The following is a 14,820-nucleotide window of genomic DNA, read 5'->3' as shown; positions in this document are numbered from 1 at the left end:
GCAAGAAGAATTTGGAGAGTTTAGATTTGTGCCACTTTTGGAGGATAAGAATTAGGATAAGTTAATTTTGATTTATTGAAACAAAACATATCTAGGAGGGACAAGTCCATTTAATCTCATATAAACGAGCATTTGTCCCCTGTGGTGAGTTATATGGTCTGCAAGTAATAAGAATATTTGTCGTTTCGTTCTATTCAACCCGAAATAGTCTAGCTCATCATCAAGTTGAGTTGTATCAAATTCTTTTATTAAGGTTATTGTCTCATCAAATGTCTTATCAATAATTGAAATCATTTCTTCCTTAGATTTATTGGCAACCTTAAAAATTGTATCAGTTTTCCAATCTCTAGATTCTCGACCACCTAATAATGACTGACTATGCCAATCTACAGCATATCCTATATGCATTAAATTTTCAGCAAAGGACAGTGATTCTGAAGATGCTTTAAAGTTATATTTGTTCTCTGGCATTGTTTCTGCCACAAGTATTAAGTACTTATGAGAATTTACCAATCGTTCTAAATAGTCTTTAATAAAATTGTTTTGTTGAGCAAATACAGGTAAAGTAACAGAGCTAAATAGCATTATGGTTAATAGAATATGTACTTGCTTCATAGCATCATAAATTTCGTTTATATATTTTAATTCCCTAAGGACGTATTGAAACTTTCAACACCACCAACAACAGGCAACGTCAAACTAGTTCCATCCAAATCAACAGTCAATTCTGTTCCTGGTTTTGGGTGTAACGTAAATTCTTGGTCGCTAGAAAAAATCATTAAACCAATTTGTTGTCCTGCTTTAATAACTTGATCGTCGGGTTGTAAATTAAAGGTAAGCTCGTAAAATTTACCAGGTTTTAAAGGTTTACTTTCTGTTAGAGATTTATAGTTTTGAGGATCTGCCCAACCACGTGTAATAATATTATCGGTAATTTTCACTTTACCTTCATTCCATGGTAGCGAAACTAACCAAATCGATAAATTTGCTGCAGGTTTACTACTTGCTAATTTAATAGTGATTTGTGGTACGCCAGAAATATGCAAATCTTCTTTTAGTATAGGCGTTACATATAATAATCTGTTTTTTGAATTGGTTGATTTAGCTAAATCTGCACCTGAAAAATTATAATTATCAACTAATGTTTCTTTACCTTGTTTTTTTTGTTTTTTAGTAGATAATTTTCCAGCAGACAATCCACCAGAACTTAAATACAAAGTAGCAGGAGAGGCATTTGGGTTTGGATACTCTTTGTACGCAGTTGGTTCGTCCATTTTATCATCCTCTCTAACAACCCAAGCTTTCGCATCGTTTTCTACACCGTTTTCAATACCATGTAAATAACGCGTAAACCAACGGTTCATCATTGTAATTGGTGGCGGACCACCATGACCAAATTGGTGATAGTATATTTGCGATGGGATACCCATTTCTCTCGCTTTTTTATATATTCTATAACTGTGCTCTGGCATGACATTCCAATCATTAAATCCATGCGACATTAATAACGCCGCTTTCATTGGAGCCATATGGTTTAAATAATCGCGTCCAGCCCAAAAATTGTTATAATCACCAGTAATCCTGTCCATACCATTCTTCATTTCGGTATCACGAATTACTTCATTGCTGTATGCTCTTTTATTTTTATATGCTTTAGGAATTTTAGCATCATTAATTTTTGTATTGCTATTTGGAATAATAGGTTCTTCACCACCACTATGAATAAAATCGTATAACACATCAATATCTTCACCTAAGTAACCACCTGGAGAGCGTACCAATCCATTAGATCTGTAATAATGATAATAAGAGGTGTTGGGTGCTATAGGAATAATAGCCTCAAGACCATCAACGCCTGTGGTTGCAGCAGCTAACGGAATAGTTCCGTTGTACGATGTACCGGTCATTCCAACTTTTCCAGTACTCCAAAACGCTTCAACAGTTTTATTTCCATAAGGTTCTGTATAGCCTTTTGCGCGTCCGCACAACCAATCAATTACTGCTTTTGGTGCTAAGGATTCGTTTTGACCACCAACAGTTGGTGAACCTTGAGACAATCCTGTTCCAGGCGATGAAGAATGCACTACAATATAACCTCTTGGTATCCACTTTTTAATATGCGAATTAGATATGATTGGTCTTTTTCCAACACGCTTTACTTCTGAGCGAACAGGTTCTTTTACTTGTTCTCCAATTTCATGTTTTACATTCCAAAATAACTCATTTCCACCTTGTGCTACACCAGCAAAATAAGGGCTAGATACATAAATTACAGGAAGTTTTAAGCCTTCAGTATCGGTTTGAAATGGTCTAGTTACAGATACATGCATGCGGTCTAATTTACCATCGCCATCAGTATCGAATTCGGTTTCAACAAATAAATCATGTCTTATCCATTTATCTGGTGTATTAAAAGCTTCAACTATTTGCGCTTCTCCATCTTTAAAAATAGGCATTGCTTTTTCTTGAGTAAAGGCATAAAGAAAGGATATTGTAAAAATGAAGAAAGAAAAAAGAGTAGTATTTAATTTGAAAGGTATTTTCATGAGTTTTATTGTTTTGGAAGGTGTTTTTTAGGAATAGGGTTTTCTTTAGTTTCTTGAGTCCAGTAAATGTTTATAACCCACCAACGATTACCATCATATAATAATTGAATACTATTAATACCTCGCATAAAAGGTTTTTTATCCGATGCACTATGAAAAGATTCATATGTGCTAAATACTTGGGTTATATTCCCGAAAGTATTTACTTTTCTATGAATTTCTTTTTCAAAAAAACCATTTTCAATCAACCATTTACCAGAACTATTAATGTAATCATCAGGTGTCATATAACGTACTTGATACTCTCCATTTTTGTCTTTTCCTGAGGGGATTAATTTTGCTTCAGGTTTAAATAAGTATTTAAAAAGCTCCCAATCTCTTGCTTCACCTTTTTCACCTGAAATAACAGCGTAAAGTGCTTTAATGGTACTATCGAGTGTTTGTACTTTCTTAGAATAATCTTTAGCTTTTTCTGTGCTCTCTTGCGCGCTTATTGAAAACGTTAATAAGCAGGTAAATATTAGTATAACAAGTTTTTTCATGCTGAAAAGTTTTTTGGTTTTTTAGAACTGCAAAGTAGAAATTTAGTAATAGTTGGAACGTTAAGGCTTTCTTAAATTATTTATATGCCTTTTTAATTCTATCCAAATCGCGTTTATTATCACGGTCTTTTATTGTTTCTCGTTTGTCGAAAAGTTTTTTTCCTTTTGCTAAGGCAATATCTAATTTGGCATAGCCTTTTTCGTTAATAAACAAACGTAACGGAATAATAGTTAATCCTGTATTTTGAACTTCTTTATTAAGCTTTTTTAATTCCTTTTTATTTAAAAGCAATTTTCTTTCAGCTTTTGGTCTGTGGTTGTAATAATTACCAAAAGCGTATTCTTGAATGGTCATATTAATTACAAAAAGCTCACCGTTTTCGTTAAACTCACAAAAACTTTCAGCAATGGATGCTTTACTACTTCTAATGGATTTAATTTCGGTTCCAGTTAACACAATTCCAGCAGTATACTTATCTAAAATTTCATATAGAAAGCGTGCTTTTTTATTCTGTATGTTAATGTTTTTTTGCATGGAGCACAAAGCTACACGATTTTACTTAAAAGTTAAAGATTAATTAATACAATATAAATTAAAATAATTACAAGTACTTTAGTTGCTTTAATGATGATTTTTTTTGAATGAAGAAACTATTTTCTGTTTTTACTATTGTGCTAATTGCAATGTCTTGCAGCAGTGTAAAGACCTATAACCAGCAAATTGCATCGTTACATACGGTTGAAGATTTACAAAACGATGTTGATAAACTATACAAACAACTTAAAAAACATCACCCAAAACTATATCAATACACACCAAAAAATATTTTAGATTTTAAGTTTGATAGTTTAAAAAAAGCCATAAAACAGCCTATGAATTCGCGAGAATTTTACAAAAAACTAGCACCTGTTGTTACAAATGTAAGACAAGGACATGTTTCGGTAGGTTCAGCAAATAAGAGATTTACCAGAAAAGAAAGAAAACTATTAAAAAAGAAAAAATTTGAGTTTTACGATTTAGATTTCGAATACTTAAATAACAAGCTTTGGGTAAAAAATACCCGAGGAAAAGATTCTACACTTGTTGGTAACGAAGTTGTTAAAATTGAAGATGATTTAGCGATTAATTTAGTTGAAAAATATAAAACACAGTTTGCTTCTGATGGATACAATACAACACTGCACAATCGATTTGTTGGCAAAAATTTTAAAACATTTTATTATAGAAATAATGGATTTGTAGATAGTTTAAAAGTGACACTTAAAAGTGAAGACTCAACCTTTATAAAAACATTTAAACGGTTGGAAAAGGAAGACAAAAAGAATAAAACAGAATCTGATTCCACTAAAGTTGAAAAACCTAAAAAGTTAAGTAAAACAGAAAAAAAAATTAATCGCTTAAAGGCAAAACAGAAAAAGAAGTACAACAATAAACATGGTTATATTTCAAGTAGGAAGCAATATACTAGAAATTTAAGCTTTATTGGTAAAGATAGCACCATTGCTCTAATGAAAATTAGAGGTTTTAGTAATGGTTCTTATAAAGCGTTTTATAAGGAAAGTTTTGCAAAATTAGATTCTGCGAAAACCAAGTATTTTATTTTAGATTTAAGGGATAATGGTGGCGGACGTATTTCTGAGATTGATAATTTATACTCGTATTTAACTAATGAAAATTATCAGTTTATTACAGAAAGTGAAGTGAATAGTAGAATCCCTTTTATGAAGTTTGTAATGAGCAATACATCATCAGCTAGCCTTAAAATTGTTGGTGGTTTATTATCGCCGATTATTATAACTCACAATTTATTAAAGACTAAGAAAAAGGATGGAAAATTGTATTACAGATTCAATAAATTTTCGAAAGTAAAAGCTCCTAACCCATTGCATTTTAAAGGTAATATTTATGTGCTGACTAATGGGAATTCATTTTCAGCATCTTCAGTTTTATCAACGCATCTTCAAGCCAATAAACGCGCTATTTTTGTTGGAGAAGAAACTGGGGGTGCATATAATGGTACGGTTGCAGGAATTTATAAACTATACCAATTACCAACATCTAAACTTAAAGTTAGAATGGGTTTAATGCAAATTGAAGCACCACAAAAGCAAAACCCAGATGGATATGGTGTAAAACCAGATGTAAAAATAACGCCAACAATTGAAGATAGAAAGTTGAATATTGATACTGAATTAGAGTGGATTTTGAATGATATTGAAAAGACTGATAATTAATATTCTTTCTTTAACAAAAATTGTACTTTTGCAATCATTAATTTAAGATAATAAAATTAAAATATGAATTCTTACGATGTAGCCGTTATAGGTTCTGGTCCTGGAGGATATGTTGCAGCAATACGTTGTGCACAATTAGGGATGAAAACAGCAATAATTGAAAAATATTCGACATTAGGTGGTACGTGTTTAAATGTTGGATGTATTCCTAGTAAAGCCCTTTTAGATTCTTCTCACCATTACGAAGATGCTGTTAAACATTTTGAAGAACACGGTATTGAAATCCCTGGCGATATAAAAGTAAATTTAGAGAAAATGATTGCACGTAAGCAATCAGTTGTAGATCAAACTACTGGTGGTATCGATTTTTTAATGAAGAAAAATAAGATAGATGTTTACGAAGGTTTGGGAGCTTTTAAAGATGCTACACATATTACCATTTCAGGAAAAGAAACCATCGAAATTGAAGCTAAAAATACCATAATAGCTACAGGAAGTAAACCATCAAATTTACCATTTATCACCTTAGATAAAGAGCGTATTATTACATCGACCGAAGCTTTAAAATTAAAAGAAATTCCAAAACATTTAATTGTAATAGGTGGTGGCGTAATCGGCTTAGAGCTTGGGCAAGTATATAAACGTTTAGGTGCAGAAGTAAGTGTTGTTGAATATATGGATCGTATTATTCCAACCATGGATGCTGGTTTATCTAAAGAATTAAACAAGGTTTTAAAGAAACAAAAGTTTAAAATTAACGCGTCGCATAAAGTAAAATCTGTAGAGCGTAAAGGAGATGAAGTTATTGTAAAAGCAGATAACAAAAAAGGGGAAGAGGTAGCTTTTACTGGGGATTATTGTTTGGTGTCTGTTGGTCGTCGCCCGTATACAGACGGTTTAAATGCCGAGGCAGCAGGCGTAAAATTAAATGATAGAGGTCAAGTTGAAGTAAACGACCATTTACAAACAAGTGTACCTAATATTTATGCTATCGGCGATGTTATTAAAGGTGCGATGTTAGCGCATAAAGCAGAAGAAGAAGGTGTATTTGTTGCTGAAACTTTAGCAGGACAAAAACCGCATATCGATTATAATTTAATTCCAGGCGTGGTTTACACATGGCCAGAAGTTGCCGCAGTTGGTAAAACCGAAGAAGATTTAAAAGAAGCTGGAGTAGAGTACAAAGTTGGTCAATTCCCAATGCGTGCTTTAGGTAGAAGTAGAGCAAGTATGGATTTAGATGGCTTTGTAAAAATTCTAGCAGACAAAAAAACAGATGAAATTTTAGGCGTACATATGGTTGGTGCTCGCGCTGCTGATATGATTGCAGAGGCAGTCGTAGCAATGGAATACAGAGCGAGTGCAGAAGATGTATCGCGCATGTCTCATGCACATCCAACATTTACTGAAGCTATTAAAGAAGCAGCTTTAGCAGCAACAGAAGATAGAGCATTACATATTTAAGTTATGATTATAGAACCAAAAACAAGAGGCTTTATATGTTTAACAGCACACCCAAAAGGTTGTGAGAAAAACGTATTAAATCAAATAGAATATATAAAAGATCGACCAGTTAAAAATGGTCCAAAAAAAGTATTAATTATTGGTGCATCCACAGGCTTTGGTTTAGCATCAAGAATTACAAGTGCTTACGGATCTAATGCTGCAACCATTGGTGCATTCTTCGAAAAGCCACCAAGCGAAGGTCGTCCAGCTTCTCCAGGTTGGTACAATAGTGCTGCTTTTGAGGCGCAAGCCCATAAAGATGGATTATACGCTAAAAGTATTAATGGTGATGCCTTTTCTAACGAAATAAAAGAACAAACCATCGATTTGATAAAAGAAGATTTAGGTGAAATAGATTTATTAATTTATAGCTTAGCATCACCAGTAAGAACACATCCAGATACTGGAGAGCGTTTTAAATCGGTTTTAAAGCCAATAGGTCAAACGTTTACAAATAATACGGTTGATTTTCACACCGGTGAAGTCAAAGAAATTTCAATAGAACCTTGTACAGAAGATGATATTAAAAATACAGTAGCTGTAATGGGTGGTGAAGATTGGCAAATGTGGATTGATGAATTAAAGTCTGCTGGTGTTTTATCAAAAAAATTTAAAACAGTGGCATATTCTTATATTGGTCCGTCGCTAACCGAAGCTGTTTATAGAAAAGGCACTATTGGTCGCGCAAAAGACCATTTAGAAGCTACAGCCTTTAAAATTACCAATACTTTAAAAGATATTGATGGTAAAGCTTATGTATCAGTTAATAAAGCATTGGTCACACAAGCGAGTTCTGCAATTCCAGTGATTCCTCTATATATTTCATTATTGTATAAAGTGATGAAAGAAAAAGGTATTCATGAAGGTTGTATTGAGCAAATTGAGCGTTTGTTTAACGCACGTTTATACACTGAAAACTTAGAATTAGACGATGCTGGTAGAATTCGAATTGACGATTGGGAAATGCGTGATGATGTTCAAGCTAAAGTTTTAGAACTTTGGAAACAAGCAACCTCAGAAACATTACCAAATATTGGAGATTTAAAAGGTTATGAAACCGATTTCTATAACCTTTTTGGGTTTAAAGTTAATGGTGTAGATTATGATAAAGACGTGAACGAAATGGTTTCAATTCCTGGTTTACAAGAATAATATATTTTTATATAAAAAAGGCGGCTTATTTCGATTACACTCTGTAATAATAAGTCGTTTTTTTTATGCTTAAATTTTAAGTTGATATAGCTTTTACTTAAATATAGGTTGAATAAATAAGCCTTTTATTGTTCTATGTAAAGTTTTGATTTATATATTGTTGCAAGTGTACAATTTGTAAAATTTTAAAACGTTTGAATAATTTTAAAACTAGATAAAAATATTAATGTGACTTATTTAAGTTACTTGTGTCTTAATTCATAACAACTAAAATAGCGACAAGCTACATTTGAAAACCCTAGAAGACATTAATAAGTTACCTGATGAAGATTTGGTAAAAGCAATTGTTAAAACCAACAATACATTGCTTTTCGAGATATTGTACGATAGGTATGCGGCATTAGTATATAACAAGTGTTTTGGATTTGCTAAAGATACTGACGAAGCCAAAGATTTAACACAAGATGTATTTTTAAAGCTCTTTGTTAAGTTGGCTAGTTTTAAGGGGAAATCGAAGTTTTCAACTTGGTTATATGCATTCACCTATAATCATTGTGTAAATTATGTAACAAGAAACACTGCTAAAAAATTTGAGAAACAATCGGTAGATTATAAAGACATAGAAAATCTTTCTGAAGACGAAGACGATACCAGTTTTTTGGATATGAAAGTGGACAAATTAAAAGTAGCTTTAGAGCTTATTTCTCCAGAGGAGAAAATGATTTTATTGTTAAAATACCAAGACCATCTTTCTATAAGAGATATTGAAAGTGTTTTAGGAATAGGCGAAAGTGCAGTTAAAATGAGACTAAAACGCGCTAAAGACAAACTAAAAATTGTATATACTAATAACCTTAAATAATGGAGAATCCGTTTAAGCATATAAACCAGCCTCTTAAAGAAGTTCCGCAAGAACTTAAAGCTAAGGTTATGAGCGATATTGCCACGGCTAAGTTGCTGATGGATTTAGCGAGCTTGTTCTCTGTAGATATGGCAAAAATTGTTGAGCAAACTATAAAAAAAAGAAAAGATAACCCTAACGAAAATAAATAAATTATCATGGAAAAAATAACAGCGTGGAATGAAGGTGTTATAAATTCATTATCCGCAATGACTGAAGAAGTAGCCGCGGTAATCCCCAATATATTTGGTGCTATAGCTATATTAATTATAGGTTGGTTAGCAACAAAACTTATAGTAGGTATAGTTAGAAAAACATTAAAGCTTGCCAAAGCAGATAAGTTAGATGATAAAATAAACGAAATTGAAATATTTGAAGGTAAAAAGTTAAACTTCAACATCATCAAAATTGTTACCAAGTTTGTAAAATGGATTATGTACATAATGTTGCTAATTATTGTTACAGATATTCTTAATCTTACTATGGTTTCAGAGGAAATTAGAAATTTTCTTGGGTATTTACCTAAATTATTTTCAGCATTAATAGTATTTACAATAGGCTTATTATTAGCTAATTTTATTAAAAAAGCTATCAAATCATTTTTTGAATCGATGGATTTATCAGGTTCAAAAATCATAAGTCAGATTGTTTTTTTCTTATTGCTCACCTTTATTTCTATAACCGCTTTAAATCAAGCAGGTGTAGATACCGAAATAATTACAAGTAATATAACCATGATTTTAGCAGGCTTTTTATTAGCTTTTGCTTTAGCTTTCGGGTTTGGAGCTCAAAATGTGGTGGGCGATTTATTAAAAACGTTTTATGCTAGAAAAACATATGAGATTGGACAAAAAATTGAGTTTAATAATATTAAAGGCGAGGTAGAAACCGTTAATAATATATCGGTAACTCTAAAAACAGAACAAGGAAAACTTATAGTCCCTATTAAAGATATTGTAGAGAGCCAAGTTAAAATACAGGATTAATTTTAAGTTAGGGTTAAAATTTGGTTGGTTACTGCCTGTATATTAAGCAACTCTCTACATGCTACATCCCTTTTCATTAATTTGGAAGGGGATTTTTTTGCCTAAAACGTATCTAATAATTGTAAAACTTTACTTTTATAACTTCTGCTAATTGGAAGTGATTTTTTTAAAATAATGACTTGTTCGTTTGTAAAAGATGTAATGTGTTTAATAGAAATGATATACGACCTGTGAATTCTTAAAAATAATTTTTTTGGAAGTTTAGCTTCAATGGCACTAATGGTTTCGCGAGTAACTATGGTTTTATTAGATAGATGAATTTTAATATAATCGCTGTAACTTTCAATATAAATAACATTGTTAAAATCAATTTTAACCATAATTCTGTCTGATCTAACAAACATAAACTCATTACTATCTATATGATGTTCTGTAATTATTTTTTGTTTATTACTGTAAATCTCAAAATAGGTATTAACTGCTTTTAGTAAACGCTCGAAAGAAATAGGTTTTAGTAAATAGTCTACTGCTTGCAATTCAAAACCTTCAACAGCATAATCGCGATAAGCCGTTGTAAAAATAATTTTAATGTCTTTATTGATAGATTTCGCAAAAGAAATTCCTGATATCTCAGGCATATTTATATCTAAAAACACCAAATCAATTTTGTGTTTACTTATATATTTAAAAGCTTCCATAACATTACTGCAACTAGCAATAATATTAATATTACTAATTTTAGAAATGTGAATTGCGATTATTTCTCGTGCTATAAATTCATCATCAACAATGATGCAGGATATGGTTTTGCTTTGTTGCACTACTTATGGTTTAAGTTAAGGGTTACTTTAAAAGTACCATTATTATCATTAATATTTAGTTTGTAATTTGTTTCATATAATAAATCTAGTCGCTTTTTAATGTTCTCTAATCCTATACCATTACTAGAGGTTTTAGTTTTTTTATAGCTGTTTTCAATTTTAAAATAGAGACTTTCATCACTGCAATCTATATCGATATTTATATTTAAAACTCCATTTTTTATGCTACCGTGTTTAAAACTGTTTTCAATAAAAGGAAGTAATAGCATAGGAGCTATTTTTATGGTCTTAGAGATATTATTGTAATTAAAGTTGATTTTTAAAGTATCATTAAATCGCATTTTTTCTAATTCTATATAATCTTTAATATGATTAATTTCTGTAGTTAAAAGCACAAAAGGTTTATCAACTTGATACAGTAAATAATCCAATAAATTAGAGAGTTTTAGTATCATTTCTGGTGTTTCATTGGCTTTCTTTAAAGCAAAGCCATACATGGTATTTAGAGTGTTGAATAAAAAATGCGGATGAATTTGCATTTTCAAATAGTTAAGTTCTTGCTCCTTAAGTTTAAGTTGAGTTTCTAATATTTTTGTTTCTAGTTTTTTAGTTTTTTCGGTGTGCTTTAAATTCAGTTTTACTAATTTAAAAGCACTTACAATAATAACCACTAAATAAACCGCAATAGCTACGAACAATATATTTTTTGTTACAGGATTCATAGCGTTATATTCAAAATTGGCAAGATATATAAAGCTGAAAAAGATAGAAACCATGATTAAATATCCAGAGATAATTAAAGTATAAAAACTATACAAACCAAAAAGTAGATAGCGTTTGGTTATTAAATATTCGGGAATTAATTTATATATAGAAACATAAGTTGTAGCTATAGTAATTGGCATTAAAAAAAATGAAAATGAAAGTGTATCACTAAAATTTTTGCTTTCAGCTCCAAAGAAATAAGCGAAAAAAAGTAACACAACAAACCAAAACAAAAGGTGCAGAAATAGTTTGCTTAGCTTGTTTAAAATGTATTTCTTTTTTATCATATTTTGTATATACTGTTACAATAATAGTATATTTTTATAGGGAATTAATGTTTTGTAGACGAATAACAGATTTAGTAAGGGTTTTGGCAATAGGTTATATCCAACTCTAATTTGGTTATTCGTCGTATTTAAAATTTTTGACAAATAATCTAGACTAAGTTTGGAGGACATTAATCAAAAAACAATCAGTTATGTGTGTATTATTAGTTTCAACATTACCAAAAGTATTAGTAGCTTCAAACCCTTTTGTTGATAGGTTTAATGAAGGTGGACCATTTTTTATGTCATTAATATTAATATGCTTATTGCTTTCTATTATTCTTTTAGTAAAAGGGTTTTTAAGTCTTAAAAAGGATATTTTAATTTCTAAAAAAATGCTTAGTTTGGTTATAGATAGTAGCCTTCTAGGGTTAGTTTTAGGTTTTTTAGGTTCAGTCATTGGGTTAATTACTGCTTTTGATTCTGTTGAAGCACTTGGAAACCCTGATCCTGCAATTTTTGCTGGCGGACTTAAAGTCTCTTTATTAACTGCAACGTTTGGACTTTTTACTTTTGTTGTCTCTAGAATTGGTATTTTGGTTTTAAAAGCAATGCAAAAGGAGTAATTTCATTGTGTAAAATTATATCATTAAAATGCCTTTTCATTCATATGGAAGGCATTTTTTAATTAACTGCCAACTGAATACTGTAATTATTTTTTCTTATTCCGTTTGTTATAATTTTTATCGCCACGAGTTTTTGGCTTTTTATACTTAGCAGCAATTTTAAATTTATACGAACCGCCTAAATTCTCTTTAGAGTTCTTTTCAGATTTTTCGTGGAATGCAGGTCCGGGAGCATCTTCGTCTCTGCGTTTATTAGGATTGTTACGTTCTTTTATTTGCGGACGTTCTTCTTCAATAAGTTCGGTAGAGATTTCTACAGCATCAGGAATTTCTATCAAAGGAATTTTCATTTGCATTAAATTCTCAATATTTTCAATAGCTTCCTGTTCTTTTTCAGTAGAAAAAATAAGCGCTTCTCCTTTACGTTCTGCACGACCTGTTCTACCAATTCTGTGCATATAATTTTCAGGAAAATCTGGTGTATCAAAATTAATAACATGGGATACATTATCAATATCTAAACCACGAGCCATAACATCGGTAGCAACTAAAATACGATTCTCACCAGCTCTAAATTGCTCAATACTTCGCAGTCTGTAATTTTGTGTTTTGTTGGAATGAATCACACAAAGTTCCTCATGGAAAGTTTCGTCTAACTTTTCAAACAAACGATCTGCCATCTTTTTATAAGCGACAAAAATTAAAACTTTATTAAAAGTTTCAGTGTCATTCAATAAGTGAACTAATAGATTCACTTTAGTATAAAAATTAGGAACATTAAATCGAGATTGCAAAATGTTTTCTAAAGGTGTACCAGAAACAGCAATGGAAACACGTTCTGGGCTTTTAAAGAAATCGTTAATTAGCGCATCAACATCTTGTGTCATAGTTGCTGAAAACATGATGTTTTGTCGTTTTTCTGGAAGAATATCAAAAATATTAATTAGCTGATGTCTAAAGCCTAAATCAAGCATCACATCCACTTCATCAATCACTAATTTCTGAATTGATTTCAGTTGTAAAACTCTGCTTAAAGCCAAATCGTATAAACGCCCAGGCGTAGCTACTAAAATATCTATACCTTCAGCAATAGCTTGTTTTTGCGTATTAATATTTGTGCCACCGTAAACGCCCAAAACACGATTATTAATGTATTTTGAAAGCTTTTCAATTTCATCAACCACTTGCACAACTAGCTCTCGAGTGGGTACTAAAATAAGAATTCTTGGATTTTCTTGCGTCGAAAATTTTAGGCTTTTAAGAATAGGAAGCATATAAGCAAAGGTTTTCCCTGTGCCTGTTTGCGCAATACCAACCATATCTTTTCCAGAGGCGACCACGTTAAATGCCTCAGCCTGAATTGGTGTTGGTATAGTGAACCCTAAATCGTTTAAAGCGTTGTGTAAAGGCGTGTTTAAGTTTAAATCTGAAAATGTCACAATCTTGTTTTAGACAGCAAATTTACCATTAATTTGTTAGACTAAATGATTATTATGTATTTCAATAGTATAGCTGGCTTCAAAAGTTTTACCAGCGCGTAGCGATAGAATACCTTCTTTAGTTTTAAAATCTTGATTAGTGTTTTCACTATCAGCAATGCCTAACCACGGTTCAATACAAATATAATTGCCTTCGGGTTTTGCCCAAATGCCTAAATAGGGAAAATCGTGATAGCTAACCGAAAGAATATCGCCGTTTAATTTGCTTTTTAAAGTCACTTTTTTAGAGTTTAAATCTTTAAAAACTAAGGCATCTCTATTAAATAAATTGTGAGTTAATTTGATGGTATTTGAATTATTGAAAACTGCTTCAGTTTCAGGAGAAATTAAACCATTTTCCATGTTTATTAAATGTGTTTTAGCGTTTTCAATCTGTTCAAATTCTAAAGAATAATCGTCGTATTTTTCGTTTTTAAACACAGGGCATTTAAAAGCAGGATGTCCGCCAACTGAGAAATATATGGTTTTATTATCAATATTTTTAATGCTATGAATCACTTCAATTTTATTATCTACAAGTAAATAAGTGATGTAAAATGCAAACTTAAACGGATAGTTTTTAAGAGATTCATCATCATAAAACAATGAAAAAGTTAAACTATTTTTGGTTTGCTCTTGTAGCTTTATAGTCTTATTATGTCTAATAAAACCATGTTTTGGTATGCTGTATTTTTTGCTTTCAAATGTATATGTATCATCTTTTAATGCACCAATTATAGGAAAAAGGTTAGGAGCATAACCATTCCAAATATTTGGGTTGGCATCCCACATAAATTGGGTTTTGTTCTGTATTGAAGATATATTGCAAAGTTCTGCGCCAATATTTTTTACAGCTATTTTTATTTTATCATTTCGTAGAATGTACATCAAAAAATATATTTAAAGTAATATACAAAACTCTTAATTTTTTAAGTATTCTAAGTAACTTTACAGCATAAACTTTTTTATTATTGAGAACAACCTTTTTTCATAAAA

15 protein-coding genes are annotated in these 14,820 nt (G+C 31.1%); 7 read left to right on the top strand and 8 right to left on the bottom strand.

Annotation, left to right across the window (positions count from 1 at the left end; all coding sequences use genetic code 11):
• Window positions 1-72 precede the first annotated feature (72 nt).
• From AADI82_RS08565 to smpB, 4 genes are all read right to left on the bottom strand, one after another.
• Entirely contained in the window at window positions 73-615 is a 543-nt protein-coding gene (locus AADI82_RS08565) for a DinB family protein (protein ID WP_341216029.1), read from the bottom strand.
• Between the two features lie 26 nt (window positions 616-641).
• Window positions 642-2,546, bottom strand: a complete 1,905-nt coding sequence (locus AADI82_RS08560) for a Xaa-Pro dipeptidyl-peptidase (protein ID WP_341216028.1) — start codon at window positions 2,544-2,546, stop codon at window positions 642-644.
• Window positions 2,547-2,551: 5 nt separating this feature from the next.
• Complete coding sequence (locus AADI82_RS08555; RefSeq protein ID WP_341216027.1) at window positions 2,552-3,088, bottom strand: hypothetical protein; 537 nt, start codon at window positions 3,086-3,088, stop codon at window positions 2,552-2,554.
• A gap of 76 nt (window positions 3,089-3,164) precedes the next feature.
• Window positions 3,165-3,623 (bottom strand): SsrA-binding protein SmpB, encoded by a 459-nt coding sequence (smpB, locus tag AADI82_RS08550; RefSeq protein WP_034040147.1) that lies wholly within the window; start codon window positions 3,621-3,623, stop codon window positions 3,165-3,167.
• A gap of 107 nt (window positions 3,624-3,730) precedes the next feature.
• On the opposite strand from smpB, the gene AADI82_RS08545 reads away from it, so the two are divergent.
• From AADI82_RS08545 to AADI82_RS08520, 6 genes are all read left to right on the top strand, one after another.
• Window positions 3,731-5,323, top strand: coding sequence for a S41 family peptidase (locus AADI82_RS08545; RefSeq protein WP_341216026.1), 1,593 nt, complete (start codon window positions 3,731-3,733; stop codon window positions 5,321-5,323).
• Window positions 5,324-5,386: 63 nt separating this feature from the next.
• Window positions 5,387-6,787, top strand: a complete 1,401-nt coding sequence (gene lpdA, locus AADI82_RS08540) for a dihydrolipoyl dehydrogenase (protein WP_341216025.1) — start codon at window positions 5,387-5,389, stop codon at window positions 6,785-6,787.
• Window positions 6,788-6,790: 3 nt separating this feature from the next.
• Complete coding sequence (gene fabV / locus AADI82_RS08535) at window positions 6,791-7,981, top strand: enoyl-ACP reductase FabV (protein WP_341216024.1); 1,191 nt, start codon at window positions 6,791-6,793, stop codon at window positions 7,979-7,981.
• Window positions 7,982-8,270: 289 nt separating this feature from the next.
• Entirely contained in the window at window positions 8,271-8,843 is a 573-nt protein-coding gene (locus tag AADI82_RS08530; protein WP_341216023.1) for a sigma-70 family RNA polymerase sigma factor, read from the top strand.
• Entirely contained in the window at window positions 8,843-9,034 is a 192-nt protein-coding gene (locus AADI82_RS08525; RefSeq protein ID WP_341216022.1) for a hypothetical protein, read from the top strand. The genes AADI82_RS08530 and AADI82_RS08525 overlap by 1 nt, the downstream gene beginning before the upstream one ends.
• A gap of 6 nt (window positions 9,035-9,040) precedes the next feature.
• Window positions 9,041-9,868 carry a mechanosensitive ion channel domain-containing protein gene (locus tag AADI82_RS08520; protein ID WP_341216021.1) on the top strand — a complete coding sequence of 276 codons (828 nt, stop codon included), beginning with the start codon at window positions 9,041-9,043 and terminating at the stop codon, window positions 9,866-9,868.
• Window positions 9,869-9,969: 101 nt separating this feature from the next.
• On the opposite strand, the gene AADI82_RS08515 is transcribed toward AADI82_RS08520, so the two are convergent.
• Window positions 9,970-10,689, bottom strand: a complete 720-nt coding sequence (locus tag AADI82_RS08515; protein WP_341216020.1) for a response regulator transcription factor — start codon at window positions 10,687-10,689, stop codon at window positions 9,970-9,972.
• A complete protein-coding gene (locus AADI82_RS08510) occupies window positions 10,689-11,741 on the bottom strand; it encodes a histidine kinase (protein ID WP_341216019.1) in 1,053 nt (350 codons plus the stop codon). Before AADI82_RS08510 ends, AADI82_RS08515 begins: the two co-directional genes overlap by 1 nt.
• A 191-nt stretch (window positions 11,742-11,932) precedes the next feature.
• On the opposite strand from AADI82_RS08510, the gene AADI82_RS08505 reads away from it, so the two are divergent.
• Window positions 11,933-12,346, top strand: coding sequence for a MotA/TolQ/ExbB proton channel family protein (locus tag AADI82_RS08505; RefSeq protein WP_341216018.1), 414 nt, complete (start codon window positions 11,933-11,935; stop codon window positions 12,344-12,346).
• Between the two features lie 86 nt (window positions 12,347-12,432).
• On the opposite strand, the gene AADI82_RS08500 is transcribed toward AADI82_RS08505, so the two are convergent.
• Window positions 12,433-13,785: a DEAD/DEAH box helicase gene (locus AADI82_RS08500; protein ID WP_341216017.1), complete on the bottom strand. Its 1,353-nt coding sequence runs from the start codon at window positions 13,783-13,785 to the stop codon at window positions 12,433-12,435.
• A 36-nt stretch (window positions 13,786-13,821) separates the two neighbouring features.
• The gene (locus AADI82_RS08495; RefSeq protein WP_341216016.1) at window positions 13,822-14,712 is read right to left on the bottom strand and encodes an aldose 1-epimerase family protein; all 891 of its coding nucleotides are present in this window, start codon (window positions 14,710-14,712) and stop codon (window positions 13,822-13,824) included.
• Between the last annotated feature and the right edge of the window lie 108 nt (window positions 14,713-14,820).

The sequence above is a fragment of the uncultured Wocania sp. genome (genome assembly GCF_964021735.1).
GTDB lineage: Bacteria > Bacteroidota > Bacteroidia > Flavobacteriales > Flavobacteriaceae > Wocania_A.
This window is presented reverse-complemented; position numbering and strand designations above follow the sequence as displayed.

Coding starts and splice junctions, on each gene's coding strand:
- AADI82_RS08525 (WP_341216022.1), top strand. CDS start 8,843: ATGGAGAATCCGTTTAAGCATATAAACCAGCCTCTTAAAGAAGTTCCG.
- AADI82_RS08545 (WP_341216026.1), top strand. CDS start 3,731: ATGAAGAAACTATTTTCTGTTTTTACTATTGTGCTAATTGCAATGTCT.
- AADI82_RS08505 (WP_341216018.1), top strand. CDS start 11,933: ATGTGTGTATTATTAGTTTCAACATTACCAAAAGTATTAGTAGCTTCA.
- fabV (WP_341216024.1), top strand. CDS start 6,791: ATGATTATAGAACCAAAAACAAGAGGCTTTATATGTTTAACAGCACAC.
- AADI82_RS08560 (WP_341216028.1), bottom strand. CDS start 2,546: ATGAAAATACCTTTCAAATTAAATACTACTCTTTTTTCTTTCTTCATT.
- smpB (WP_034040147.1), bottom strand. CDS start 3,623: ATGCAAAAAAACATTAACATACAGAATAAAAAAGCACGCTTTCTATAT.
- AADI82_RS08510 (WP_341216019.1), bottom strand. CDS start 11,741: ATGATAAAAAAGAAATACATTTTAAACAAGCTAAGCAAACTATTTCTG.
- lpdA (WP_341216025.1), top strand. CDS start 5,387: ATGAATTCTTACGATGTAGCCGTTATAGGTTCTGGTCCTGGAGGATAT.
- AADI82_RS08555 (WP_341216027.1), bottom strand. CDS start 3,088: ATGAAAAAACTTGTTATACTAATATTTACCTGCTTATTAACGTTTTCA.
- AADI82_RS08495 (WP_341216016.1), bottom strand. CDS start 14,712: ATGTACATTCTACGAAATGATAAAATAAAAATAGCTGTAAAAAATATT.
- AADI82_RS08520 (WP_341216021.1), top strand. CDS start 9,041: ATGGAAAAAATAACAGCGTGGAATGAAGGTGTTATAAATTCATTATCC.
- AADI82_RS08565 (WP_341216029.1), bottom strand. CDS start 615: ATGAAGCAAGTACATATTCTATTAACCATAATGCTATTTAGCTCTGTT.